Origin of the sequence: Marinobacter sp. X15-166B, assembly GCF_001752365.1 — a bacterium.
In the GTDB taxonomy this organism is placed as follows: Bacteria; Pseudomonadota; Gammaproteobacteria; order Pseudomonadales; family Oleiphilaceae; genus Marinobacter.
Window position 1 is genome coordinate 2,717,833 of the sequence record NZ_MEIY01000001.1, and the last position, 23,665, is coordinate 2,741,497.

Annotated in this window: 23 protein-coding genes, 2 tRNA genes and 1 pseudogene; 23 read left to right on the forward strand and 3 right to left on the reverse strand. The window is 59.4% G+C overall.

Translation table 11 applies throughout. The features are described 5' to 3' along the window. Positions 1-122: 122 nt before the first annotated feature. On the reverse strand, positions 123-1,472 hold the full coding sequence (xseA, locus tag BG841_RS12755; RefSeq protein WP_070058004.1) for an exodeoxyribonuclease VII large subunit: 1,350 nt from the start codon (positions 1,470-1,472) through the stop codon (positions 123-125). A 237-nt stretch (positions 1,473-1,709) separates the two neighbouring features. Here xseA and guaB point away from each other — a divergent pair, with 237 nt between their 5' ends. The 3 genes from guaB to BG841_RS12770 all read left to right on the forward strand — a co-directional run bounded on the left by guaB (position 1,710) and on the right by BG841_RS12770 (position 6,966). Further along, positions 1,710-3,179, forward strand: a complete 1,470-nt coding sequence (guaB, locus tag BG841_RS12760; RefSeq protein WP_070058005.1) for an IMP dehydrogenase — start codon at positions 1,710-1,712, stop codon at positions 3,177-3,179. 31 nt (positions 3,180-3,210) lie between these two features. Continuing rightward, complete coding sequence (gene guaA / locus BG841_RS12765; RefSeq protein WP_070058006.1) at positions 3,211-4,788, forward strand: glutamine-hydrolyzing GMP synthase; 1,578 nt, start codon at positions 3,211-3,213, stop codon at positions 4,786-4,788. A gap of 105 nt (positions 4,789-4,893) precedes the next feature. Beyond that, positions 4,894-6,966 carry a putative bifunctional diguanylate cyclase/phosphodiesterase gene (locus tag BG841_RS12770; protein ID WP_070058824.1) on the forward strand — a complete coding sequence of 691 codons (2,073 nt, stop codon included), beginning with the start codon at positions 4,894-4,896 and terminating at the stop codon, positions 6,964-6,966. A gap of 76 nt (positions 6,967-7,042) precedes the next feature. Here the strand turns inward: BG841_RS12770 and BG841_RS16890 are convergent, their stop codons facing one another. Next, positions 7,043-7,231, reverse strand: coding sequence for a hypothetical protein (locus BG841_RS16890; protein ID WP_141737094.1), 189 nt, complete (start codon positions 7,229-7,231; stop codon positions 7,043-7,045). A 48-nt stretch (positions 7,232-7,279) separates the two neighbouring features. Here BG841_RS16890 and BG841_RS12775 point away from each other — a divergent pair, with 48 nt between their 5' ends. The 6 genes from BG841_RS12775 to BG841_RS12800 all read left to right on the forward strand — a co-directional run bounded on the left by BG841_RS12775 (position 7,280) and on the right by BG841_RS12800 (position 11,975). Continuing rightward, on the forward strand, positions 7,280-7,888 hold the full coding sequence (locus BG841_RS12775) for a protein-L-isoaspartate(D-aspartate) O-methyltransferase (protein ID WP_070058007.1): 609 nt from the start codon (positions 7,280-7,282) through the stop codon (positions 7,886-7,888). Positions 7,889-8,058: 170 nt separating this feature from the next. Beyond that, on the forward strand, positions 8,059-8,544 hold the full coding sequence (locus BG841_RS12780) for an acyl-CoA thioesterase (RefSeq protein ID WP_070058008.1): 486 nt from the start codon (positions 8,059-8,061) through the stop codon (positions 8,542-8,544). A 118-nt stretch (positions 8,545-8,662) separates the two neighbouring features. Further along, a complete protein-coding gene (gene tadA / locus BG841_RS12785) occupies positions 8,663-9,169 on the forward strand; it encodes a tRNA adenosine(34) deaminase TadA (protein WP_070058009.1) in 507 nt (168 codons plus the stop codon). Further along, positions 9,166-10,155, forward strand: coding sequence for a UDP-glucose 4-epimerase GalE (galE, locus tag BG841_RS12790; RefSeq protein WP_070058010.1), 990 nt, complete (start codon positions 9,166-9,168; stop codon positions 10,153-10,155). Before tadA ends, galE begins: the two co-directional genes overlap by 4 nt. 45 nt (positions 10,156-10,200) lie before the next feature. Further along, positions 10,201-11,550 carry a UDP-glucose dehydrogenase family protein gene (locus tag BG841_RS12795; protein WP_070058011.1) on the forward strand — a complete coding sequence of 450 codons (1,350 nt, stop codon included), beginning with the start codon at positions 10,201-10,203 and terminating at the stop codon, positions 11,548-11,550. Then, a complete protein-coding gene (locus tag BG841_RS12800; RefSeq protein ID WP_070058012.1) occupies positions 11,550-11,975 on the forward strand; it encodes an HIT domain-containing protein in 426 nt (141 codons plus the stop codon). The genes BG841_RS12795 and BG841_RS12800 overlap by 1 nt, the downstream gene beginning before the upstream one ends. Positions 11,976-11,980: 5 nt before the next feature. On the opposite strand, the gene fabR is transcribed toward BG841_RS12800, so the two are convergent. Continuing rightward, on the reverse strand, positions 11,981-12,604 hold the full coding sequence (fabR, locus tag BG841_RS12805) for an HTH-type transcriptional repressor FabR (protein ID WP_070058013.1): 624 nt from the start codon (positions 12,602-12,604) through the stop codon (positions 11,981-11,983). 157 nt (positions 12,605-12,761) lie between these two features. Here fabR and aspS point away from each other — a divergent pair, with 157 nt between their 5' ends. The 14 genes and pseudogenes from aspS to BG841_RS12875 all read left to right on the forward strand — a co-directional run bounded on the left by aspS (position 12,762) and on the right by BG841_RS12875 (position 23,502). Further along, on the forward strand, positions 12,762-14,573 hold the full coding sequence (aspS, locus tag BG841_RS12810) for an aspartate--tRNA ligase (RefSeq protein WP_070058014.1): 1,812 nt from the start codon (positions 12,762-12,764) through the stop codon (positions 14,571-14,573). Positions 14,574-14,624: 51 nt separating this feature from the next. After that, complete coding sequence (locus tag BG841_RS12815) at positions 14,625-15,374, forward strand: YebC/PmpR family DNA-binding transcriptional regulator (RefSeq protein WP_070058015.1); 750 nt, start codon at positions 14,625-14,627, stop codon at positions 15,372-15,374. Between the two features lie 19 nt (positions 15,375-15,393). Continuing rightward, positions 15,394-15,942: a crossover junction endodeoxyribonuclease RuvC gene (gene ruvC / locus BG841_RS12820; RefSeq protein ID WP_070058016.1), complete on the forward strand. Its 549-nt coding sequence runs from the start codon at positions 15,394-15,396 to the stop codon at positions 15,940-15,942. 58 nt (positions 15,943-16,000) lie between these two features. Next, positions 16,001-16,621 (forward strand): Holliday junction branch migration protein RuvA, encoded by a 621-nt coding sequence (gene ruvA, locus BG841_RS12825; RefSeq protein ID WP_070058017.1) that lies wholly within the window; start codon positions 16,001-16,003, stop codon positions 16,619-16,621. Positions 16,622-16,745: 124 nt separating this feature from the next. Further along, a complete protein-coding gene (ruvB, locus tag BG841_RS12830; RefSeq protein ID WP_070058018.1) occupies positions 16,746-17,774 on the forward strand; it encodes a Holliday junction branch migration DNA helicase RuvB in 1,029 nt (342 codons plus the stop codon). Continuing rightward, the gene (locus BG841_RS12835) at positions 17,767-18,189 is read left to right on the forward strand and encodes a YbgC/FadM family acyl-CoA thioesterase (RefSeq protein WP_070058019.1); all 423 of its coding nucleotides are present in this window, start codon (positions 17,767-17,769) and stop codon (positions 18,187-18,189) included. Before ruvB ends, BG841_RS12835 begins: the two co-directional genes overlap by 8 nt. 37 nt (positions 18,190-18,226) lie before the next feature. After that, entirely contained in the window at positions 18,227-18,919 is a 693-nt protein-coding gene (gene tolQ / locus BG841_RS12840) for a protein TolQ (protein WP_070058020.1), read from the forward strand. 49 nt (positions 18,920-18,968) lie between these two features. Next, complete coding sequence (tolR, locus tag BG841_RS12845) at positions 18,969-19,415, forward strand: protein TolR (protein ID WP_070058021.1); 447 nt, start codon at positions 18,969-18,971, stop codon at positions 19,413-19,415. Positions 19,416-19,523: 108 nt separating this feature from the next. Next, positions 19,524-20,436: pseudogene (gene tolA, locus BG841_RS17435) on the forward strand (cell envelope integrity protein TolA). A gap of 14 nt (positions 20,437-20,450) precedes the next feature. Further along, a complete protein-coding gene (gene tolB / locus BG841_RS12855; RefSeq protein ID WP_083260260.1) occupies positions 20,451-21,791 on the forward strand; it encodes a Tol-Pal system beta propeller repeat protein TolB in 1,341 nt (446 codons plus the stop codon). 49 nt (positions 21,792-21,840) lie between these two features. Beyond that, the gene (gene pal / locus BG841_RS12860) at positions 21,841-22,410 is read left to right on the forward strand and encodes a peptidoglycan-associated lipoprotein Pal (RefSeq protein ID WP_070058022.1); all 570 of its coding nucleotides are present in this window, start codon (positions 21,841-21,843) and stop codon (positions 22,408-22,410) included. A 34-nt stretch (positions 22,411-22,444) separates the two neighbouring features. Next, a complete protein-coding gene (gene ybgF, locus BG841_RS12865) occupies positions 22,445-23,197 on the forward strand; it encodes a tol-pal system protein YbgF (RefSeq protein ID WP_070058023.1) in 753 nt (250 codons plus the stop codon). A 70-nt stretch (positions 23,198-23,267) separates the two neighbouring features. After that, positions 23,268-23,343: transfer RNA gene (locus BG841_RS12870), tRNA-Lys, on the forward strand. A gap of 83 nt (positions 23,344-23,426) precedes the next feature. Continuing rightward, a tRNA-Lys gene (locus BG841_RS12875) sits at positions 23,427-23,502 on the forward strand. Positions 23,503-23,665: the final 163 nt, after the last annotated feature.

Genomic DNA, 23,665 nt, shown 5'->3' on the forward strand with positions numbered 1-23,665 from the left:
GTTGTTGTCGTTATTGTCTGGAGCGTCGCTGGCTCCAACTTTTCAGCAGATTGAGGTCGGCGGCTACTAGACCATTGGCTAAGTGCGTCACCGTCGGACGCCGGCATGCCGGTCGTGCCGGTCTACAGCAAAGCGTTGGAGGTAACGGTCGCTTCGATGACCCCTTCGGCGACACGGGCGCGGATTGGGTCGCCGGGCTGCACATCACTGGCGTGCCGGATGATCCGCTGGTGCTCGTCCTGGACAATGGCGTAGCCGCGACCGAGGGTGGCCAGGGGGCTGACCACATGCAGCGTCTGCACCAGGTGTTCGAGTTGGCGCCGGCGTTGTGCCATCAGGGTATGGATCGTATGGTCCAGGCGTTGTTGCAGGCGGGCCAGTTCCTGCTGGTGTTGGCCAAGCTGGCGACGGGGCGACTGACCGCGCAGCCGGTCCTGCAGCTGCTCCACGCGATTGCGTAATTGCCGCACCGCCTGGGTCATGCTGTTATCCAGGCGCAGCTCCAGCTCGTCCAGGCGCTGAGCCTTGATCTGCAATTCCCGGCGCGGGTCCCGCAGTCGCGTGCTCAGATGGTTCAGGCGGGTTTCGAACAGTCGCAGCGCCCGGCCGGTGGCGTGCACGAGGCGCTGTTCATAATCGCGCAAGGCCCGCAGCCAGTCCTGCTGGTCGGGCGAAATGCTCTCGGCGGCGGCCGACGGGGTCGGCGCGCGCAAATCCGCAACAAAATCGGCGATGCTGACGTCGACTTCGTGACCGACGGCGCTGACCGTGGGGATGGTGCAGGCGGCCAGCGCCCGGGCCAGCGACTCTTCGTTGAAACACCACAGGTCTTCGACGGAGCCGCCCCCCCGGCCAACAATCAGTACATCCGCCTTGCCGTGTTGCTGCGCCCGCTCGATGGCGGCGATGATGTCGGCTGTGGCCGCCTTGCCCTGTACCGCGGTGGGGTAGAGAGTGACCGGGATGCTGGGGCAGCGGCGCGCCAGCACGGTCAGTATGTCGTGGATGGCCGCGCCGGTGGGCGAGGTCACAATGCCAATGTGCCGGGGTGGGTAGGGTAGTGCCCGTTTGCGCTCCACAGCAAACAGACCCTCGCCGTGCAGCTTGCGCTTGAGAGCCTCGAAGGCCTGCTGTAAGGCCCCCAGGCCCGCGGGCTCAATCTGTTCGGCGATCATCTGGAAGTCGCCCCGGTTTTCGTACAGGCTGACTTTGCCCCGGATGCGCACCAGGTCCCCTTCCCGCGGGATGCTGCGGACCCGCTGGTTGAACCCGCGGAACATGGCGCAACGAACCTGACACTTGCGGTCTTTCAGAGTGAAGTACCAGTGGCCGGAGGAGGGCCGTGAAAAACTGGACAGCTCGCCTTCCACCCAGACCTGCATGAAGCTGGTTTCGAGCAGATGACGTACCTGGTGGTTGAGTTCGCTGACGGTCAGCGCACGAATTTGCGCGGGAATGTGCGGGTGATCCATAGAATCCTGCATTTAATTTGGGTCGCGGTGACGGGATTGTCGGTCAGATGCGGGTCTATTTTATAAGGGAATGCCGAAGATGCCGAAAGGCACATTCAGCGAGATTTCAGAAACATGCGATCGACCCCTTGGCAGTGTGCGGTTTACTGTAAGCTGTCACCTACTTATAATAGGCCGATTAAGGGTTTGGCGTCATCGTCAAACCCGCAACTTAGCATGTTCAAAAGGCGGGTCCCAATGCTGCGTATTGCCGAAGAAGCCCTCACATTTGACGATGTCCTGCTTGTGCCTGGATATTCTGAAATTCTGCCCAAAAATGTCAGCCTCAAAACACAATTGACCAAAGGGATCGCTTTGAATATTCCCCTGGTCTCGGCCGCGATGGACACGGTGACCGACGCTGACCTGGCCATTGCCATGGCGCAGGAAGGCGGTATCGGCATGATGCACAAAAATATGACCGTTGAACAGCAGGCGGCCGAAGTGCGCAAGGTCAAGAAGTTCGAAAGTGGCGTGGTCAAGGACCCGATCACGGTAACCCCCGACACCACAGTGCGCGAACTGGTTGATATCACCCTGGCGAATAACTTCTCAGGCATGCCGGTGGTGGAAGGTCGTGAGCTGGTCGGCATTGTGACCGGACGCGATATCCGTTTCGAGAGCCGCATGGATACGCTGGTGTCCGAGATCATGACGCCCAAGGAAAAGCTGGTGACGGTCAAGGAAGGCGCTGATCTGACGCTGGTCAAAGAGCTATTGCACAAACACCGCATCGAAAAGATTCTGGTGGTCAACGACGAGTTCGAACTGCGGGGTCTGATTACGGTCAAGGACATCCAGAAGGCGAAAGATTATCCCATGGCCTGCAAGGATGAACACGGCCGTTTGCGTGTGGGCGCGGCCGTGGGTACCGGCGCCGACACTGAGGCACGGGTCAAGGCGCTGGTCCAGGCCGAGGTTGATGTCATCGTGGTGGATACCGCCCACGGACATTCCAGCGGGGTGATCGAGCGGGTCCGCTGGGTGAAGGAAACTTACCCCCATGTGCAGGTCATTGGTGGCAATATTGCAACCGCCGACGCCGCCATTGCCCTGGCGGATGCCGGCGCTGACGGCGTCAAAGTGGGCATTGGCCCGGGCTCGATTTGCACCACCCGGATCGTTGCCGGAATCGGTGTGCCGCAAATCACCGCAGTGTCCAACGTGGCCGCCGCGCTGAAGGAGCGCGGCGTGCCGGTGATTGCCGACGGTGGGGTGCGTTTCTCCGGCGATATATCCAAAGCCATTGCGGCGGGTGCCTACAGCGTGATGGTTGGCAGCCTGTTAGCGGGAACGGACGAAGCACCCGGCGAAATCGAACTGTTCCAGGGGCGCAGTTACAAAGCGTACCGGGGCATGGGCTCGTTGGGTGCCATGGGGCAGGGACAGGGATCCAGTGACCGCTATTTCCAGGACGCCAGCGAAGGTGTTGAAAAACTGGTGCCCGAAGGCATTGAAGGCCGCGTTGCCTGCAAGGGACCCATGCGCAATATTGTTCATCAGCTGATGGGCGGGCTGCGTGCGTCCATGGGGTACACCGGCTGTGAGGATATGGAGCAGATGCGCACCAAGCCCCAGTTTGTGCGCATCACCAACGCAGGTATGCGGGAGAGTCATGTCCACGACGTGACCATCACTAAAGAAGCGCCAAACTACCGTATCGGCTGATGCCAGCCGATTACCCTGATTTGAGGAACTCATGGCCCAGAACATTCACGACCACCGCATCCTGATTCTCGACTTTGGATCACAGTACACCCAGCTGATCGCTCGCCGCGTTCGTGAAATCGGCGTGTATTGCGAAATCAGGGCGTTCGATATTACCGACGACGAGCTGAACGAGTTTGGCGCCAAAGGCATCATTCTGGCCGGTGGCCCGGAGTCCGTCACTGAGCTGGGCGGACCCCGCGCGCCTCAAAGCGTGCTGGATGGCAAGGTGCCCGTCCTGGGAATTTGCTACGGCATGCAAACCATGGCCGAGCAGTTGGGCGGCAAGGTGGCCAATTCAGAAAAACGCGAGTTCGGCTACGCCCAGGTCAAAGTGCGCGCCGAGAGCCCCTTGCTGAACGACATCAAAGACCACCTGACGGCGACCGGCGACGCGTTGCTGGATGTGTGGATGAGCCACGGCGACAAAGTAGTCACCATGCCGGCCGGGTTTGAGTTGCTGGCGTCCACCGAGAGCGCGCCCATCGCCGCGATGCAGGACCTGTCCCGTAACCTTTACGGTGTCCAGTTCCACCCGGAAGTGACCCACACGCTGCAGGGTACGCGGATTCTGGAGCACTTTGTGGTGAACATCTGCGGCTGTGAAGCCCTGTGGACGCCCGCGAAAATCGTTGATGACGCGGTCCGTCAGATCCAGGCGCAGGTCGGCACCGACAAGGTGCTGCTGGGGCTCTCCGGTGGGGTGGATTCTTCGGTTACGGCGGCCCTGCTGCACCGGGCCATTGGGGATCAGCTGACCTGTGTGTTTGTGGATAACGGTCTGCTGCGGTTGCACGAAGGCGAACAGGTGATGGATATGTTCGCCCGTAACATGGGCGTGAAGGTCATTCGCGCAGACTCCCAGGACTTGTTCCTCGAGCGATTGCAAGGCGTCAGTGACCCGGAGCAGAAGCGCAAGATCATCGGCAACACCTTTATAGAAGTGTTTGATGAAGAAGCCCACCGGATCACCGATGTGAACTGGCTGGCGCAAGGCACCATCTACCCCGATGTGATTGAATCGGCGGCGGGTAAAACCGGTAAAGCCCAGGTCATCAAATCCCACCACAACGTGGGGGGGCTGCCTGAGACCATGAAACTCAAGCTGGTGGAGCCGCTGCGGGAGCTCTTCAAGGACGAAGTGCGCAAGATCGGTCTGGAGCTGGGCTTGCCCTATGACATGGTGTACCGCCATCCATTCCCAGGCCCGGGGCTTGGCGTCCGTATCCTCGGAGAGGTCAAAAAAGAATACGCGGATATTCTGCGTCGTGCGGACGCGATTTTCCTGGAAGAACTTCACCGTGCGGACCTCTACCACAAAACCAGTCAGGCGTTTGCGGTGTTTTTGCCGGTCAAGTCGGTCGGGGTGGTGGGCGACGCCCGCCGCTACGAATGGGTGATCGCGTTGCGTGCGGTAGAAACCATCGATTTTATGACCGCTCGCTGGGCGCACCTGCCCTATGAGTTGCTGGAAACCGTATCCAACCGGATTATCAACGAGATATCCGGGGTGTCGCGGGTGACGTACGATGTGTCATCCAAACCGCCCGCCACCATTGAGTGGGAATGATCCAGCGCCCGGCCGTGACGGGCGATTGTTGGATTGAATGCATTCTCAAGCCCACGTATGGTGGGCTTTTTTATTGGCTATATACGAGGCAGTCAAGCTGACGATATGGAAATCCGAAAAACAGCTACACGTGAGTCCGTACATCAGTTATTTGATGCGGTGGATGCGATCTCCGTTCAGGGGTACGACGAACAGCGTCGGGTTGTTTATTGGAACAGAGGGAGTGAAGTGATCTATGGCTACACCGCAGCAGAAGCCCTGGGTCGCAAGCTGGAAGATCTGATCATTCCCGCAGACATGCGCGGCGCGGTGATCGCGGGCCATCGGGACTGGCTGGAGCAAGGGGTGGCGATTCCCGCGTCCGAACTGGTATTGCGCAACAAGGCGGGCGAAGACGTCAACGTCTTTTCCAATCATGTCATGTTTGTCGACGACAACAATCAGCGGGAAATGTATTGCATCGATATCGATTTGGCTGAAGTGCGCCGGGCCCAGGCCGAAACGGTATTGAAGGAGCACATGCTCAGGGCCGTCTTTGAAGCGACCCCCGATTTGTTTTTCTTGATGAATGCAGACGGGGTGGTCATCGACTACCACGCCGGCGATCATACCAACCTTTACGTTGCACCCGAGAACTTGATTGGTCAGCGGGCCATGGAGTTTCTGCCCAACAAGATCGCGCGCAAGTTTCAGACCCAAATGGCGCGAGCCATGGAACAGAGCGGGCATTCCAGTTTCGAGTATGAGCTGAACCTGCCTGCAGACCTGGCGTACTTCGAAGCGCGGGTGAGTTACCTGCCGACGCAGGCACAGTTTATGGTCATCGTGCGCGATATCACCGAAAAACAAAAAGCTGCCAAAATGATTCGCCAGCAGGCGTATTTTGACGCGCTGACCTCCTTGCCCAACCGTTTCCTGTCTCTGGACCGGTTGTCGCAAATGCTCAAGGAAATGGAGCGGGACGGGGAGCAAGCCGCGGTCCTGTTTCTGGACATCGACGATTTCAAGAAGGTCAACGACTCTCTGGGCCATGAGGTCGGCGACAAACTGCTGGTTGAAGCCGCCCGGCGGTTGAAACGGGCGGTGCGCAAATCGGATACGGTGGGCCGTCTGGGCGGGGACGAGTTCATTGTTCTGCTGCGGGCCCTGAAGGACATCAACGATCTGGTGGACATTGCCGAAGGTTTGCTCGGGTTATTTCGGGAGCCTTTCCGGTTTGATGGCCGGGAGCTGGTCCTGACCCTGAGTATTGGCATCGCGATTTACCCCGACAACGGTGCATCCGCCTCCAACCTGTTGCGCAATGCGGACACCGCCATGTATCAGGCCAAGGCCCTGGGGCGTAACGCCTATTCTTTTTTTACCAAAGAAATGAACGACCGCATTTTACGCCGTCTGGAAATCGAAGCGCAGCTGCACGGTGCGCTGGAACGTAACGAGTTTTCAGTGTCTTACCAGCCTAAATTCGACGTCCGCACGGAACGCATGGTAGGCGCGGAAGCCTTGCTGCGCTGGCGTAATCCGATTCTGGGCCAGGTGTCGCCGGCCGAGTTCATTCCCATCGCCGAACATACCGGGTTGATTGGTCCCGTCGGCAAGTTTGTCATCAAACAGGCAATTGCGTTTCTGGGTCAGTGGCAAGCGCAGCACCAACGGCACTACACCATGGCGGTGAATCTGTCCCCCCGACAGTTCCGGGACAAAAAACTGGTCGAATTTATTGCACAAACCCTCCGCGAGCAAGAGATCGAGCCAGCGAGACTGGAACTTGAAATCACCGAAGGCGTGTTGATGAACGGCGAGGCACACATTGACAAGGCGCTGGCAGACCTCAATGAGCTGGGGGTTCTGCTGGCGATGGACGATTTCGGGACCGGGTATTCGTCGTTAAGTTATCTGCGGCGGTATGCATTCGATGTGTTGAAGGTGGATCGAAGTTTCATTAACGGCATTACCCTGAACAAAGAGGATCGCGATCTGGTCGTCGCCACCATTGCCATGGCGCACAGTCTGGGATTGCTGGTGGTGGCGGAAGGCGTTGAGGAGCGGGCCCAGTTGGCATTGCTGGACGAGCTGGGGTGTGATCTGGCGCAGGGCTATTACTTCAGTGAACCCCTACCGCCTGATGAACTGGTCAATTTTCAGCACCAATCAGCCGACCGACCCCAAACTGAATAGAGCGGGTGCCCCGGCGACCGTTGCGTGGCCTCTGAGTCCGCATCCTCAGGGTAACCATCTCACCCGCACGTTTATTTCACAGTGCGACGGTAAGCTTCGTGATAACGGGAGCGACAACAGGCAGGCCTGGATTAATATCGATAAAGAGGCCGGCGGGAATGTGCAGCTTGACAAGCAGCCCTTCCGCTGAACCTTCATTGGTGGATTTCGCGCAGCGCGCGACCGCCCCGGCAAAAATCACCCGGTCCTGCATCGCTAAGGACATTTCAGTGAAGTCCGCCTATCCTGAAATGACGTGGAGCGGGAGAAAAAGATGATCAATCATTACGAGCTCTGTCGTCATCTGCAGCAGCGCGGGGTGCTCAAATCTGCGCGGCTGATCGAAAGTTTCAAGACGATTGACCGCAAAGACTTTGTCAGCCCGGACCTGCAGGATGAGGCTTATGAGGATTATCCGCTGGCCATCGGCTCCGGACAAACGATTTCCCAGCCTTACACCGTGGCGTTTATGCTGGAACTGCTGGAGCTTGAAGAAAGTGACCGTATTCTTGATATCGGCTGTGGATCGGGCTGGAGCACCGCGCTGCTGGCTCAAACCGCCCGCTCGGGTTTTGTGACCGGGGTTGAGCGTGTTCCCGGACTGCTGGCGCTGGCACGCAGCAATCTCGAAAAATATCCGTTCACCAACATCAAACTGCAGGCTGCCGGCGGGGCTCTCGGCGTCCCAGGCCAGACCTTCGACAAGATTCTGGTATCCGCCGCCGCCAAAGAGCTTCCTTCCGGGCTGATTGAACAGCTGAACCCCGGCGGCATCATGGTGATTCCCGTCCAGACCGATCTGGTGGTTGTGGCTAAGCGTGAGGACGGCCACCTTGAGCGTCGCGCATTCCCGGGCTTTCGTTTTGTGCCGCTTATTGCCTGACTGGCTGCACCGACGGGCGAACCTGTAGCGGTTAATACACCAGGTGGGCGCTGCGAAGCCGGGATTAAGAGATTCAATAACAAAGGCCGGTATAATTCGACCGGCAGTTGACGCCGCTCAGGGTATCGGGCACCGCGTTGACGGGCTGGCAATCTTCTTAAGAGAGCATTATGGAACTCGAATCTAAAACACTGACCATGACGGTTTTGATGACACCGGACATGGCCAACTTTTCTGGTAATGTGCACGGTGGCGACTTGCTCAAATACCTTGATCAGGTGGCCTATGCCTGCGCCAGCCGGTACGCCGGGAGTTATGTGGTCACTCTGTCCGTCGATCAGGTTACCTTTCTCCAACCCGTCCACGTCGGTGAACTGGTCACCTTTCTGGCCAGCGTTAATTATACCGGCAACACGTCCATGGAAGTGGGCATCAAAGTGATCACTGAAAACATCCGTGAAAAGTTGGTCCGGCATACCAACAGCTGCTTTTTTACCATGGTGGCGGTTGACGAGGATGGTAAATCCGTCAAGGTGCCCCCGCTGGACCCACGCACCGATGATGAAATCCGGCGATTTGCCAATGGCAAGGAACGGCGGGCGATTCGTGCCGAGTTGGCCGAGCGCTACAAAGCCCTGCAAGCGTCCAAGGCCTAGACGGCTCCCTGCACAGAACTCTGGTCATCCCCCTGCCGGCGCTTCATAATGCTCGTTTTAATACCAAATGAAGATCAATCTGGGGCCATGCGGCGCCGGCTGAACCGGAGAGCAACCGATGTTGGTTGACGATGCAGAATGGATGCGCCGCGCGCTCACCCTGGCCGAGCAGGCGGCCGCCGCGGGCGAAGTACCTGTGGGTGCGGTGGTGGTGCGTGATGGCAAAGAACTCGGGTCCGGCTATAATTTGCCGATAAGTAGCTGCGATCCCACGGCCCATGCCGAAATTCAGGCAATCCGGGCCGCAGCCAGGCGAGAAGGTAACTACCGCCTGAGCGGCGCGACCTTATACGTTACGTTGGAACCCTGCACCATGTGTGTGGGTGCGCTTGTGCACAGTCGGATCTCCAGGCTGGTGTATGGCGCAACCGAGCCCAAGGCCGGGGCGGTCGAATCCGCACGCCGGACGCTTGATGAGACCCACCTGAACTGGCGGGTGGAAACCACTGGCGGCGTGTTGGCCGAGCGTTGCAGCCAGCTGATCAGTGATTTTTTTGCGGCGCGGCGGGCACAGAAGCGCCGCCTGCGTCAGTCAGTATCAGGGACACACAAGGCGGAATTATGAAAGTTTTGGTTACCGGCGGGGCGGGTTATATCGGCAGTCATGTGGTGCGGCAACTGGGCCGCGCCGGTCACGAAGTGGTGGTGTTTGACAATCTGTCCACCGGGTACCGCTGGGCCGTCACCTGCGGCGAGCTCGTGGTTGGCGATCTGGCCGATGAGCAGGCGCTGGAAGCGCTGTTCGAAACCCACCGCTTTGATGCGGTCCTGCACTTCGCCGCCAACATTGTGGTGCCTGAGTCGGTCAGCAACCCCCTCAAGTATTACAGCAACAACACCCGCAATACCTTGAACCTGCTGAAGGCGATCGAGCGCCATCGGGTGCCTCACATGGTGTTTTCGTCGACCGCAGCCGTGTACGGCATGCCGGCTGAAACCGTGCTCACCGAAGATTTGCCGCTGGCGCCCATCAACCCCTACGGGGCCTCGAAAATGATGAGCGAGCGCATGATCATGGATTTGGCCGCTGCCTCGTCCCTGGGCTACGTGATTCTGCGATATTTCAATGTTGCCGGTGCCAACCCCGAAGGAGTGCTGGGCCAGGCCACCCCCGAGGCCACCCACCTGATCAAGGTGGCCTGTGAGTGCGTGGCGGGGGTCCGCGAGGGCATGAGTGTGTTCGGCACCGACTACGATACCCGCGATGGCACCTGCGTGCGGGACTATATCCATGTCGAGGATCTGGCCAAGGCTCATGTGATGGCGCTTGACTACATGGCCCGTGGGGGAGAATCCGTGGTGTTGAATTGCGGGTACGGCCGTGGCTTCACCGTGCGTGAGGTGATCGATGTGGTGAGGGAACAGGCGGGGGTGGATTTCCCGGTCACCGAAACCGGACGTCGTGCGGGAGATCCGGCGGCGCTGATGGCCGACAACCGCCGCATTACCGAAACCCTGGGTTGGACCCCGGACTTTGATGATCTGGCCACAATTGTCCGCACCGCGTTGGCCTGGGAGAAGATCTGGCAGGACCGGAAAGCGGGCAGCTGAACAGCCGGGCTTACGACCGACACAAAATAACGGGTATATATACGGATGAAAATCACAATATTTGGTACAGGCTACGTGGGATTGGTGACGGGGGCCTGTCTTGCGGATGTGGGTCACGATGTTTTGTGCATGGATGTGGATCAGGCAAAAATCGACCGGCTGCTGAGCGGACAGATCCCCATCTATGAGCCTGGACTGGAGCCCATTGTCCGGCAGACCGTTGAGGCCGGCCGCCTGCAGTTCACCACGGATGCCGACGCGGCGGTGGCCCATGGGGTTCTGCAGTTCATTGCGGTGGGCACACCACCGGATGAAGACGGTTCGGCGGATCTGCAGTACGTGACCGCGGTCGCCCGCAGCATCGGCCAGCGCATGAGCGAGTACAAGGTGATCGTGGATAAGTCCACGGTGCCGGTGGGCACCGGGGATCGGGTCAGGGCCGCAGTCCGGGCGGAGTTGGAGCAGCGCGATCTGGAACTGGAGTTTGACGTGGTGTCCAACCCGGAATTTTTGAAAGAGGGCGCCGCCATCCACGACTTCATGAAGCCGGACCGGATCATCATCGGCTCTGACAGTGAGCGGGCTCAGGAGTTGTTGCGGGAGGTCTACTACCCGTTCAATCGCAGCAACGACCGCATGATCTACATGGATATCCGCTCCGCAGAGCTGACCAAGTATGCGGCCAACGCGATGCTGGCGACCAAAATCAGTTTCATGAACGAAATCGCCAATCTGGCGGAGCGGTTGGGTGCTGATGTTGAACAGGTGCGCCGCGGTATTGGGTCGGATCCCCGTATCGGCTACCACTTCATCTACCCTGGTGCCGGTTATGGGGGCTCGTGTTTCCCCAAGGATGTGCAGGCGCTGGCGCGTACTGCCCGCAGTTGTGACTACGAGGCGGTGTTGCTGAATGCGGTGGAGCAGGTCAATGCCGCGCAGAAGTACGTGCTGGTCGACAAGCTCAACCATTACTTCAACGGTGATCTCGGCGGAAGGGTTATCGCCTTGTGGGGACTGGCCTTCAAGCCCGACACCGACGACATGCGCGAAGCACCGTCCCGGGTGTTTATGGAGGAGTTGTGGAAAGCCGGCGCCACCGTGCAGGCGTTCGACCCGGAGGCCATGCAGGAAACCCAGCGCCTGTACGGTGATCAGGAGGGGTTGATCCTGTGCGGGACCAAGGAACAGGCCCTGAAAGGCGCTGACGCGCTGGTGATCTGCACCGAATGGAAAGAGTTTCGCTCACCGGATTTTGCCGGCATGGCCGCGGCCCTGAAAGAAAAAGTCGTATTCGATGGCCGTAACCTGTACGAGCCCGACATGCTGGCGCGCCACAAACTGGTGTATTACGCCATTGGCCGCGGCCACAACCAGTTTCACCCGGGGGGCGGGTAATGGCGCAGAGCTATCGGTTGCATGACCGTCTGCAGGCCGATACGGTCGGCTTGGGGGTCAGTGCCCTGTGCGACATCCGGCTGATGAACGATGCCACCTGGCCGTGGGTCATTCTGGTGCCAAGACGCCCCGCCGTCCGGGAAAGTTATGAGCTGGCGGACGCCGATCAGGTGCAGCTGATGCGGGAGTCGGCGGCGCTGGGCCGGGCGCTCATGGCTCATTTTGGCGGTGACAAGCTGAACGTGGCGGCGCTGGGTAATGTGGTGCCGCAACTGCACGTGCATCACATCGTCCGCTTCAACAGCGATCCGGCGTGGCCCGCACCGGTGTGGGGCAAGCAGCCGGTGGTCCCTTATGGGCGTGAGGCGCTGACGCAGCGGATTGCCGAGCTGAGCACCGTGGTGCAGGCGGTACAGGCAGTGTGAGCAAGCTACTGCTTGGCCGCCACCCGGGCCAGCACTTGTGCGCCGATCAGAATCATCCGCAGTTCCAGCTTCAGTTTGGTGGTGAGCACCTTGCGTTCTTTGGGGCTGGCATCCAGGGCGTCAGCACCCTGGTTGAAGACCAGGGTTACCATGGCCTCGGCGACCAGGCGCGCGTCCAGCAGCGGCCGGTTTTCCTCCTGAGCGACCCGGCGCAGGTCGTCCGCCAGTTCGGTCACAAAATGGTCGATTTCCGCCTGCACGGCGGTGCGGAACGGCTTGGAGACACCGGTGCGTTCCCGCAACATTAACCGGAACAGATTGGCGTTGTCGTCCAGGTATTCCATGAAAGTGTCAATGGAGGTGGTAATGGCGCTGCCGTTCTGGGCGATGCGTTTACGGGCCTGCCGCATCAGCTGGCGCAGGGCCACACCGCCTTCATCCACCAGCACCAGGCCGAGTTCATTCAAGTCGCTGAAGTGGCGGTAAAAAGACGTCGGGGCGATGCCGGCTTCACGGGCCACCTCACGCAGACTCAGGCTGCCAAAGCCGCGTTCGGCACTGAGCTGGGCAAGGGCGGCGTCCATCAGCGCACGGCGGGTTCGGAGTTTTTGCTCGGCTCGGGCGGACACTGCTTATCTCCACGGGTAGATCAGGCTGAACGGGCCATTCTAGCCCTCCGGCGGGACAGCGTCATTAACAACCCTGATTTTCGCCGCTATTGTGTTTATAATGGGCGGCTTTTCCAGAAACCAACTTTACCTACACACAGAGCGAACGGGAACGGGTATGCGCAGTCACTATTGCGGTGGAATCAACGAATCTCACATTGACCAGGACGTAACCCTTTGCGGTTGGGTTCATCGTCGTCGCGATCACGGCGGTGTCATTTTTCTTGACCTGCGGGACCGCGATGGCATCGCCCAGGTGGTGTTCAATCCGGAAGCCGCTGAGAGTTTTGCGATTGCCGAAAAAGTCCGCAGTGAGTTTGTCATTCAGGTCAGCGGGCGCGTGCGTCGTCGCCCGGCGGGTACTGAAAACAACACTATGGTCACCGGCCAGGTTGAAGTTGTGTGCCATGAGGTCAGTATCCTGAACGCCGCGGCAACGCCGCCTTTCCCGCTGGACGAACACGTGGACGTGGGTGAGGATGTGCGTTTGCGCTATCGGTTCATCGATTTGCGTCGCCCTGAAATGCTCAAACGGTTGCGGTTCCGTTCCCGGGTCACCAGTTATATGCGCAACTTTCTGGACAGCAACGGCTTTATGGATGTGGAAACCCCCATACTGACCCGGGCCACGCCCGAGGGCGCCCGGGACTATCTGGTGCCCAGCCGCACCCATGAAGGCTCGTTCTTCGCCTTGCCCCAGTCACCGCAGCTGTTCAAACAGTTGCTGATGGTGTCCGGTGCGGATCGCTATTATCAGATCGCCAAATGTTTCCGCGATGAAGACCTGCGGGCCGATCGCCAGCCGGAATTCACCCAGATTGACATCGAGGCATCGTTCATCGATGAAGAAGGTCTGATGGGCCTGACCGAAACCATGATGCGGGATCTGTTCCGGGAAGTGATGCAGGTTGACCTGCCCGAATTCCCGCGGATGCCTTATGCCGAGGCCATGCGGCGTTTTGGCAGCGACAAGCCGGATTTGCGTATTCCGCTGGAACTGGTGGACGTGGGTGAATTGGTCGCCAATGTGGATTTCAAGGTGTTCGCAGGCCCGGCCCGGGATCCCAAAGGACGTGTGGCGGCTTTGCGGGTACCGAAAGGCGGCGAGTTGACCCGCAAGCAGATTGATGATTACACCAAATACGTGGGCATCTACGGTGCCAAGGGGCTGGCGTACATCAAGGTCAATGAGCTGAGCAAAGGCGCAGAAGGCCTGCAGTCGCCCATCGTCAAATTCCTCGGTGATGAGGTGGCGCTGGCGGTAGTAGAACGCGCCGGTGCCGAAGACGGCGACATCGTCTTTTTCGGGGCGGACCGCGCCACCGTGGTCAACGAAGCCCTGGGCGCATTGCGCGTTCGCATCGGTCACGACATGAACCTGCTGACCCGCGAATGGGCGCCCCTGTGGGTGGTGGACTTCCCCATGTTCGAAGAAACGCCGGACGGTGGCCTGACGCCCATCCATCACCCGTTCACTGCGCCCGCCTGCACGGCCGACGAGCTGGCGGCCGCACCGGCTGCGGCCCTGTCCCGGGCCTACGACATGGTGCTGAACGGCACGGAACTGGGCGGTGGCTCCATCCGTATCCACGATGCCACCATGCAGAGCACGGTGTTCCGCACCCTGGGTATTGATGACGAGGAAGCTCAGGCGAAGTTCGGGTTTTTGTTGGACGCGCTCAAGTACGGGTGCCCTCCCCACGGTGGGTTGGCGTTCGGGCTGGACCGCCTGATCATGCTGATGACCGGCGCTTCGTCGATCCGCGACGTGATCGCCTTCCCGAAAACCCAGAGCGCAACCTGTCTGATGACCCAAGCGCCGGGCGTGGTGGAGGACAAGCAGCTCAAAGAGTTGCACATACGCTTGCGTCGGTCGGCATTAACATCGGCTGGTGATGCGGCTACAGACGGTGCAAAACCGCAAGGTTAAGACACCGGGTAAGAGACACCAGATGTGGATTAAGCGGTAACGGAGTGGGTTATGGCCGGACACAGTAAATGGTCCAATATCAAGCATCGCAAGGCGGCTCAGGACGCCAAGCGTGGCAAGATTTTCACCAAAATCATCCGGGAGTTGACGGTGGCCGCCCGTGAGGGCGGGGGCAATCCGGAAGACAACCCCCGGTTGCGCGGGGTGATCGACAAGGCGCTCACCGCCAACATGAAAAAAGACACCATCGAGCGCGCCATTGAGCGGGGTGCCGGTGGGGGCGATGACAGCAATTATGAAGAGCTGACCTACGAGGGCTACGGCCCGGGTGGCGTGGCGATCTATGTTGAGGTCATGACCGATAACCGAAACCGTACCGTGGCCGAAGTGCGTCATGCGTTCAGCCGCAATGGTGGCAATCTGGGTACGGATGGCTCGGTGGCCTACCTGTTCAGCAAGCAGGGGGTCCTGACCTACTCGCCGGACGCCGACGAAGAGGCGTTGATCGAGGTCGCTCTCGAAGCCGGGGCGGACGATGTGGCCGAGCAAGAGGATGGATCCTTTGAAATCCTCACCAGCCCCGAGCAATATCTGGGGGTTAAAGAGGCTCTGGTGGCGGCCGGGCTGACCCCGGACGACGCCGAGATTACCATGGTGCCCTCCACCACCGCCGAGCTCGATAGCGAGAGTGCGGAAACGGTGTTGAAGCTGTTGGACATGCTCGAAGATCTGGACGATGTTCAGAACGTGTATTCCAACGCCGAGATACCGGAGGACATCATGGCGCAACTGACCGATTGATCCTTCCCAGGGAGTGAATGTGGCCATCATACTGGGTGTCGATCCTGGATCCCGAATTACCGGGTACGGTATCGTCCGTACCGAGGGGCGTCATATTCACTACCTCGATAGCGGGTGCATCCGGCTGGGTGAAAAACCTCTCGCCGAGCGCCTGCAAATCATCTTTCACAGCCTGGCGACCCTGATCGGCGAATATCGTCCGCAGGAATTCGCCATTGAGCAGGTGTTCATGGCCCGCAACCCGGATTCTGCCCTCAAACTGGGGCAGGCCCGGGGAGCCGCAATTGTCAGCGCGGCGAACAGCGGGTTACCCGTCAGCGAATATTCCGCCCGTCAGGTGAAACAGGCGGTGGTCGGTAAAGGCGGCGCGGACAAATCCCAGGTGCAGCACATGGTGCAGGTCCTGTTGGGGTTGTCGCGCAAGCCTCAGGCCGATGCCGCCGATGCCCTGGCGATTGCCATGTGCCATGCCCACATGAGCCAGAGTCTGATTCGGGTGGCTGCCAGTGCGGGCCCGTCAGGGGCAGCCCCGGCGAGAGGCCGTGTGCGCGGCGGCCGCATTCGCTGAATACCCGGTTTGTAGACCCAACAACTAACGTCTGGCCTGGTGCCGAAGGAGTCATGCATTGATTGGTCGTATTCGAGGCCTGCTGGTGGAAAAAGCGCCGGCACAGGTATTGGTTGATTGCGGCGGGGTGGGCTACGAGGTGGACATTCCCTGCACCACGTTTTACCAGTTACCGGAGCCGGGGCAGGAATTGATCCTCCACACCCATCTGGTGGTGCGGGATGACGCCCAGAGTCTGTGCGGTTTTGCCACCAAGATTGACCGGGATCTGTTCCGGTTGCTGATCCGGGTCAACGGCGTGGGTCCCAAGGTGGCGCTGGGCATACTCTCGGGCCTTGATGCGGAACGTTTCATCCGTTGCATCGAAGCCAAGGATGTCAAATCCCTGGTCAAACTGCCGGGTATCGGCAAGAAAACCGCGGAGCGCCTGTTGATCGAGATGGCCGACCGGGTGGGGCAACTGGAGGGGCAGTTCACACCGGTGCCGGCGGGCGGGGAGGGCAGTGAGCCTGCGCCGGCCGGGGTCAGCGATCCTGCCGAAGAGGCCGAAGCGGCACTCATTACCCTGGGGTATCGCCCCCAGGAGGCCGCCAAGGCGGTCAATTCAGTGGCCGCACCCGGAATGAGCAGCGCCGAGCTGATTCGTTTGTCGCTGAGAAGCATGATTCCGGCAGGATAACCGGAATTTAATCTCAATATGAAGGCCTTAGCTGGCGCGTTATGTGTAGAGAGGGTAACGTGACACCCTCAGCGACATTTGTACAATAGCCAGCGTTACGCCGTCATCACTAACGGGCACCTTAATGATTGAGTCTGATCGACTGATTTCCGCCGAACACGGCCAGTATGAAGAGGTTTACGACCGGGCCATCCGGCCCACGTTACTGGCCGAATACGTGGGTCAGGAAGCGGTGCGCGAACAGATGGGTATATTCATATCCGCGGCGCGCAAACGGCAGGAGGCACTGGACCATGTGCTGATCTTCGGGCCGCCCGGGCTGGGCAAAACCACTCTGGCCAACATCATCGCCAATGAAATGGGCGTGGCGATCAAAACCACCTCCGGACCGGTACTGGAAAAGGCCGGTGACCTGGCGGCCATGTTGACCAATCTGGAAGAAGGCGATGTGCTGTTCATCGATGAAATCCATCGCCTCAGCGCGGCCATCGAAGAAGTGCTCTACCCGGCCATGGAAGACTACCAGCTGGATATCATGATCGGCGAGGGCCCTGCAGCCCGCTCCATCAAGCTGGATTTGCCGCCGTTTACCCTGGTCGGCGCCACCACCCGCGCCGGCTTGCTGACCGCGCCCTTGCGGGACCGGTTTGGGATCGTCCAGCGTCTGGAATTTTATAACACCGACGATCTGACCCGGATCGTCATGCGCTCGGCCGAATTGTCGGGAGTGGGCATTGATCGCGCCGGGGCCTTCGAGATTGCCCGGCGCTCACGGGGCACCCCGCGCATCGCCAACCGTCTGCTGCGCCGGGCCCGTGATTTTGCCGAAGTAAAAGCGGATGGCAGCATCACTGCGCAACTGGCCGACGACGCGCTGAATATGCTCAAGGTGGACAGCGAAGGCTTCGATCATATGGACCGTCGGCTGCTGTTGGCGATGATTGAAAAGTTTGACGGTGGTCCGGTGGGGGTTGAAAGCCTGGCGGCCGCCATCAGTGAAGAGCGGGGCACCATTGAAGATGTGCTCGAACCGTTTTTGATCCAGCAGGGTTTCATTGTCCGCACCCCGCGCGGGCGCATGGTCACCTCCAATGCCTACCTGCATTTCGGGGTTACGCCGCCACGCAATCTGCAGGAGAGCCGCATTGACTGAATCAGCCTCAGCCACGTACCGGCTACCGGTGCGGGTATATATTGAAGATACCGATGCAGGTGGTATTGTTTTTCATGCCAAGTACCTGCATTACATGGAGCGGGCACGCACGGAGTGGGTCCGGGACCGGGGAATTGGTCTGCGCGGTGGTTTGGCCGACAACTACAGCTACGTGGTGCAGCGGCTGTCCATTCATTACGCGGCGGCCGCAAAACTGGATGACGAACTGCTGGTCAGCGCCGAACTGACCGGTTTTGGACGGGTCTGGATGGGGTTTTTGCAACGGGTCACGCGCAAAAGTGACGGCGTCCTGTTGGCGGAGGCCGATGTAAAGGTTGCCTGTGTGGCACTGGATACGGGCAAGCCCAGGCGGATGCCGGACGCAATCCTCGAACTATTGAACAAGATACGCTAACCCACACCTATAAATTGGAATGGACCGGGAGTAGAAGGTGGAAACAGACGTTTCGGTATGGTCTCTCATTGCGAACGCTGGCTTGTTGGTCAAGTTGGTTATGTTATTGCTGGTCGTCGCCTCGATTGTTTCGTGGGCGCTGATTTACCAGCGGGTCAAAGTCTTTAACCAGGCCCGCAAGGCGCAACTGGCGTTCGAGGAACAGTTCTGGTCCGGTATGGATCTGGGGCAGCTCTACCGGGACGTCAACGCCAATCCGACCCCCTTCTCGGGGATGGAGTCGCTGTTCCGGGCCGGTTTTAAAGAGTTTTCACGTTTGCGCCAGCAAAGCCGGGATGCGGATGCGGTCATGGAGGGTACCCAGCGGGCCATGCGCGTAGCCTTCTCGCGGGAGCAGGAGCGTCTGGAGTTGCATCTGCCGTTTCTGGCGACGGTGGGTTCCACCAGTCCCTACATCGGTTTGTTTGGCACCGTCTGGGGCATTATGAACTCCTTCCGTGGGCTGGCTCAGGTGCAGCAGGCGACTCTGGCAACGGTCGCCCCCGGCATCTCCGAAGCGCTGATTGCCACCGCCATGGGGTTGTTTGCGGCCATTCCGGCAGTCATTGCCTATAACCGGTTTGCCGCCAAGTCCGACGCGTTGTTGAAAAACTACGAAACTTTTGCGGATGAATTTTCCAGCATCCTGCATCGCCGGGTGCACCACAGTGAAAAAGCGGCGGCCAAGTGAGCCTTAACAGCATGACCGCACAGAGACCCGAGGTGACAGGAGCGCGATTATGAAGGGCATGGGAATGATGCTGGGCCCCCGGCGCAAGCCGATGGCCGAAATCAACGTGGTGCCGTATATCGATGTCATGTTGGTGCTGCTGGTGATCTTTATGGTGACTGCGCCGATGATGACCCAAGGCGTTAAAGTGGATTTACCGGAAACCACCTCGGATCCGATTCACGCGGAGAAAGACGTCGAATCCATTATCATTTCGGTCGACAGCAATGGAGCTTATTATCTGGACGTGGGTGATCGGGGCAGCGATCCGATGGCGCTGTCAGAGCTGGGCGAGCAGATCGCGAAGATTTTGGCGGGCCGCAGCAATCGTGAAGTGCTGGTGCGCGGCGATGCCAACGTGGAATACGGCACCGTAGTCCGGCTGATGGCAGAACTGCAGGGTGCGGGTGCCACCGGTGTTGGCTTGATAACTGAAGCGCAGGCAGACGACAAGTAAGGTGGGTGTTGAGTGACGGGTCGAGAGCGGGAGAGTATCAGTGCCGGCGCGCCGCCATGGAAGTCGCCGGTTGCCTTCTCGTTGGTGCTGCATGGCGTGATTCTGGCGGTGGCCTTGTTCAGTTGGGAGTGGACCTCACCGAAAGAAATAGCGGCGCCGAGCAGTATCTCGGCAACCCTGATGATCCAGCAGCCCGAACCGGTCAGTCAGCCTCCGGCCCGGGCAGAGCAAGAGCAAGAGCGACAGCGACAAGCAGCGGAGCAGGCCGCGCGCGCCGAGCAGGCCAGGCTGGAACAGAAGCGCCGGGAAGAGCAAAAGAAAGAGGAGCAGCGGCGCCAGCAGGAACAGCAGGCCAGGGCCGCGCAAGAGCGTGAGCGCGAGCAGGTTGCGCGACGGGCCGAAGCGGCCCGCCAGAAAGCCGAGGCAGAAGCAAAAGCTCAGGCCCAGCGCAAGGCCGAAGCCGAAGCCGCGCAGAAACAAGCCGAACGTGAACGCCGGGCCGCTGAAGAGAGGCGTCGTCAGGCCGAGGCCGAGAAGCAGCGCCGGGAACAGGAAGCCGCCGCCGAGGCCCAGCGGGTGGCCGAGGCTCAGCGTCGGGAGGTCGAGCGTAAACGGCAGGAAGCACTGCTGCAGTCCCTGGCGGATGAGGCTCAGAAAAACAGACTGGCGGAAGAAGCCCGCCGGGCCGAGGCCGCCGCAGCGGCCCAAGCGAAAAAACGCCCGCATGCTGTCAGACAGCGAGCGTTATCAGGGGTTGATCCGGCAAAGGCTGAGTCAGGCCTGGTACGAGCCACCCTCCGCCACCAACGACATGGTGGCGCGGGTGCAGATCAGCCTCCTGCCTACCGGCGAACTGGTGTCGGCAAAGCTGGTGAGCGGCAGTGGCAACGCTGCGTTTGACAGTTCGGCGATGAGTGCGGTGCGCAGCTTGAACCGCTACCCGGTGCCAAACGACCGGGATACGTTTGAAGCCTATTTTCGCCAATTCACCATTGAATTCAATAAACAGCGACTGAGATAAAGAGAGTGCCGCGCATGAACAGAACTCATATCAAATTCTCGGCCCGCGGGGCTTCTGGTCTGGGGGCGATTGCCCGAGCTCTGGCGCTGCTGTTGTTGGTGTCCGGATTTGCAGTCTCGGCCCGGGCGGAGTTGCTGATCCGGGTGACCGAGGGGGCCGACCGGGCGATTCCAATGGCGGTGGTGCCCTTTGCCAAGTCGGGAGATCTCGGCGCCGCCCATGATCTGAGTGACATCGTCCGCCAAAATCTGATGCTCAGCGGGGAGTTCGCCACCCTGTCGCCGGAAAAAATGCTGAGTCTGCCTTCCCGGGGGGCGGACGTATATTACCGCGACTGGCGGCTGCTGGGGCAGCGTTACCTGTTGATTGGTGAGCTGACCCGTGACGGTGCCAAGGTGGTGGTCCGCTATGAACTGTTTGACGTAAACCGGGAGGAGCGCCTGCTGGGGGAAACGGCGTCGGCACCGGTCAAAAGCATGCGCTCTCTGGCCCACTTCGTCAGTGACAAGGTGTACGAGGCTATTACCGGGGTACCGGGGGCGTTCTCCACGAAGCTGGCCTATGTGACCCTGCAAAAACGGGGTGGTGAGCCGCTCTACAAGCTTCAGGTCAGTGATTTCGATGGCCAGCGCTCGCGCATCCGCCTGGAAAGCAAGGAACCCATTTTATCGCCGGCCTGGTCACCGGACGCCAAAAAGCTTGCCTATGTGTCATTTGAAACCGGCAAGCCGGCAATTTACATTCATGAACTGGCGACCGGGGCGCGGACCAAAATTGCGGCCTTTGCGGGACTGAACTCGGCCCCCGCCTGGTCGAGTGACGGGCGCTCACTGCTGATGACCCTCTCCAAGGATGGTAACGCCGAGATCTATAAAATGGATATCGCGAGTCGCAAACTGACCCGCTTGACCAACCATTGGGCGATCGATACGGAAGGCGCCTGGGCGCCGGACGGCAAGGGCTTTTACTTCACCTCCGACCGCTCCGGGGGGCCTCAGATATACTACAAGCAAAGTGAGCGTGCTGCACCGCGACGTCTCACCTTTGGCAGTCGCTACAACGCCCGGCCGCGTCCCAGTGCCGATGGCAAACACGTGTATTACGTGCATCAGCGGGCGGGAGCGTTTCACATTGCGCGGATGAACACCGACAGCGGTGAAGAAACCGTATTGACCCGCACCCGTCTGGACGAGTCACCCAGCGTCTCGCCCAATGGCCGGATGCTGATTTACGCCACCCGGCAGGGTGAGCAAAGTGTGTTGACGGTTATTTCCGTTGAGGGAGGGGCCAGCTACACATTACCGGCCACAGAAGGCGATGTCCGGGATCCTGCCTGGTCACCGGTGATCCGGTGATCCTGATGATCATTACTACTTAACATCCATGATATACAAGGAAAGCATTATGAAGTTTTCTGTGCAGCAAAAAGCATTTGCAATCGTACTGTCACTGGGGTTGATGGCGGGTTGCTCCTCGACCGGTGACATTGACGGCGAAGAAGGTTACGGTACCGGTGCGTCTGCGGTAGACCAAAGTGGTGGCAGTACGGTTTATGGCGGTGCCGGAGAAGATGGCATTTCCTCAACCGGACTGACCGATGCCGAGGCGCAGCAGTTGGCCGAACAGGCAGAACTGGAAGCGCTGCGCAATGTGACGGTGTTTTACTTCGACTTTGACACCTCCGAGATCAAGCAGGACGTTCGTGATGTGCTGATCGCCCACGCCCAGTTCCTGGCCGCCAACCCGGGGCAGCGTGTACGCCTGGAAGGCCATGCCGATGAGCGTGGCAGCAAAGAGTACAACCTGGCCCTCGGCGAGCGTCGTGCCAACTCCGTGCAGCGTTTTCTGATCGTTAACGGTGCCTCCCGCAATCAGCTGGAAACCGTGAGCTACGGTGAAGAGAAGCCACAAGCGATGGGTTCCAGCGAAAGTGATCACGCCCAGAACCGCCGGGTTGAGCTGGTCTTCCAGTAAAACCGGCCGGGCTCACGTTTATACAGGATAATCCATGAGAAAATACCTCATGGCGACGGTGGCACTATCCTTCGTGGGTAGTGCACTGGCGCAATCGGCTACACCGGCTTTTCAGACCAGTCAGGCTGCAGCGCAGCGCACGTCCGCCGCTACCCAGGGGAATGCCGAGCTGTTTTATATGATCGAACAGCTGCAGCGGGAGGTGCGCCAGTTGCGGGGCACGCTGGAAGAGCAGAGCAATCAGATTGACCGGCTTTCCAGGCAATCCAAAAGCCGTTACATCGATCTGGATCAGCGCATCCTGAGTCTGTCAGAACAATTGCAGAACGTGACTGCCGTGCCCGTCGCGGCAGAGCAACCAGCGCAGGCGCAGAGCGAGCCGCGTCCGAGTCGCGACTACCGGGCTCCTGGCGACGAGGAACAGCAGGCCTATCAGGCCATCCAGGCACTCATCCACGACGACAAAGACTACGATGCGGCCATCAGTGCCCTGTACGACTTTATCAGCAAGTACCCCGAAGGGGATCTGATGGTGAATGCGTATTACTGGCTGGGCGAGGTGTACCTTGTCAAGCCGCAGCTGGAGCAGGCGAAGCAGGCCTTCACCATTGTCATCAGCCGCTATGACGATCACCGCAAGGCCCCCGATGCGGCCTATAAACTCGGCATTACGCTGGACCGGCAGGGCAGCAAACAGCAGGCCATCAGCCGGATGGAAGAGGTGGTAAGTAACTATCCGCAGAGCAGTGCGGCCGCGCTGGCGCAGAAATTTTTGGACGCGCGCTGAATTTCTGCCAGATTTCTGCAAAAAAGGGGTTGATTACCGGAATAAAATCCGTATTATGTGCGCCTCGCTTGGGTCGTTAGCTCAGTTGGTAGAGCAGTTGGCTTTTAACCAATTGGTCGATGGTTCGAATCCATCACGACCCACCATATTTGAATGATTCTGGTGGCTGAGCATCAGGACATTCGGGTAAGCAGGTGGTAAAGTTGTCGCAGGCTTGCTGAGTAGTTTTGGGTCGTTAGCTCAGTTGGTAGAGCAGTTGGCTTTTAACCAATTGGTCGATGGTTCGAATCCATCACGACCCACCAACATGATTTCGCCTGCCGGCCCCAAGAGTCGGTGCGAAGTCGGAAAAAAGAGCCTGAGGGCTCTTTTTTTTGGCCGAAAGAACCCATCTAATAGGGCAATGTGTGCAGGAGAGGTTGCAACCGCAAGCTCCTGAGGTCGAGTGATCAAAGCCATTTTTAAGGT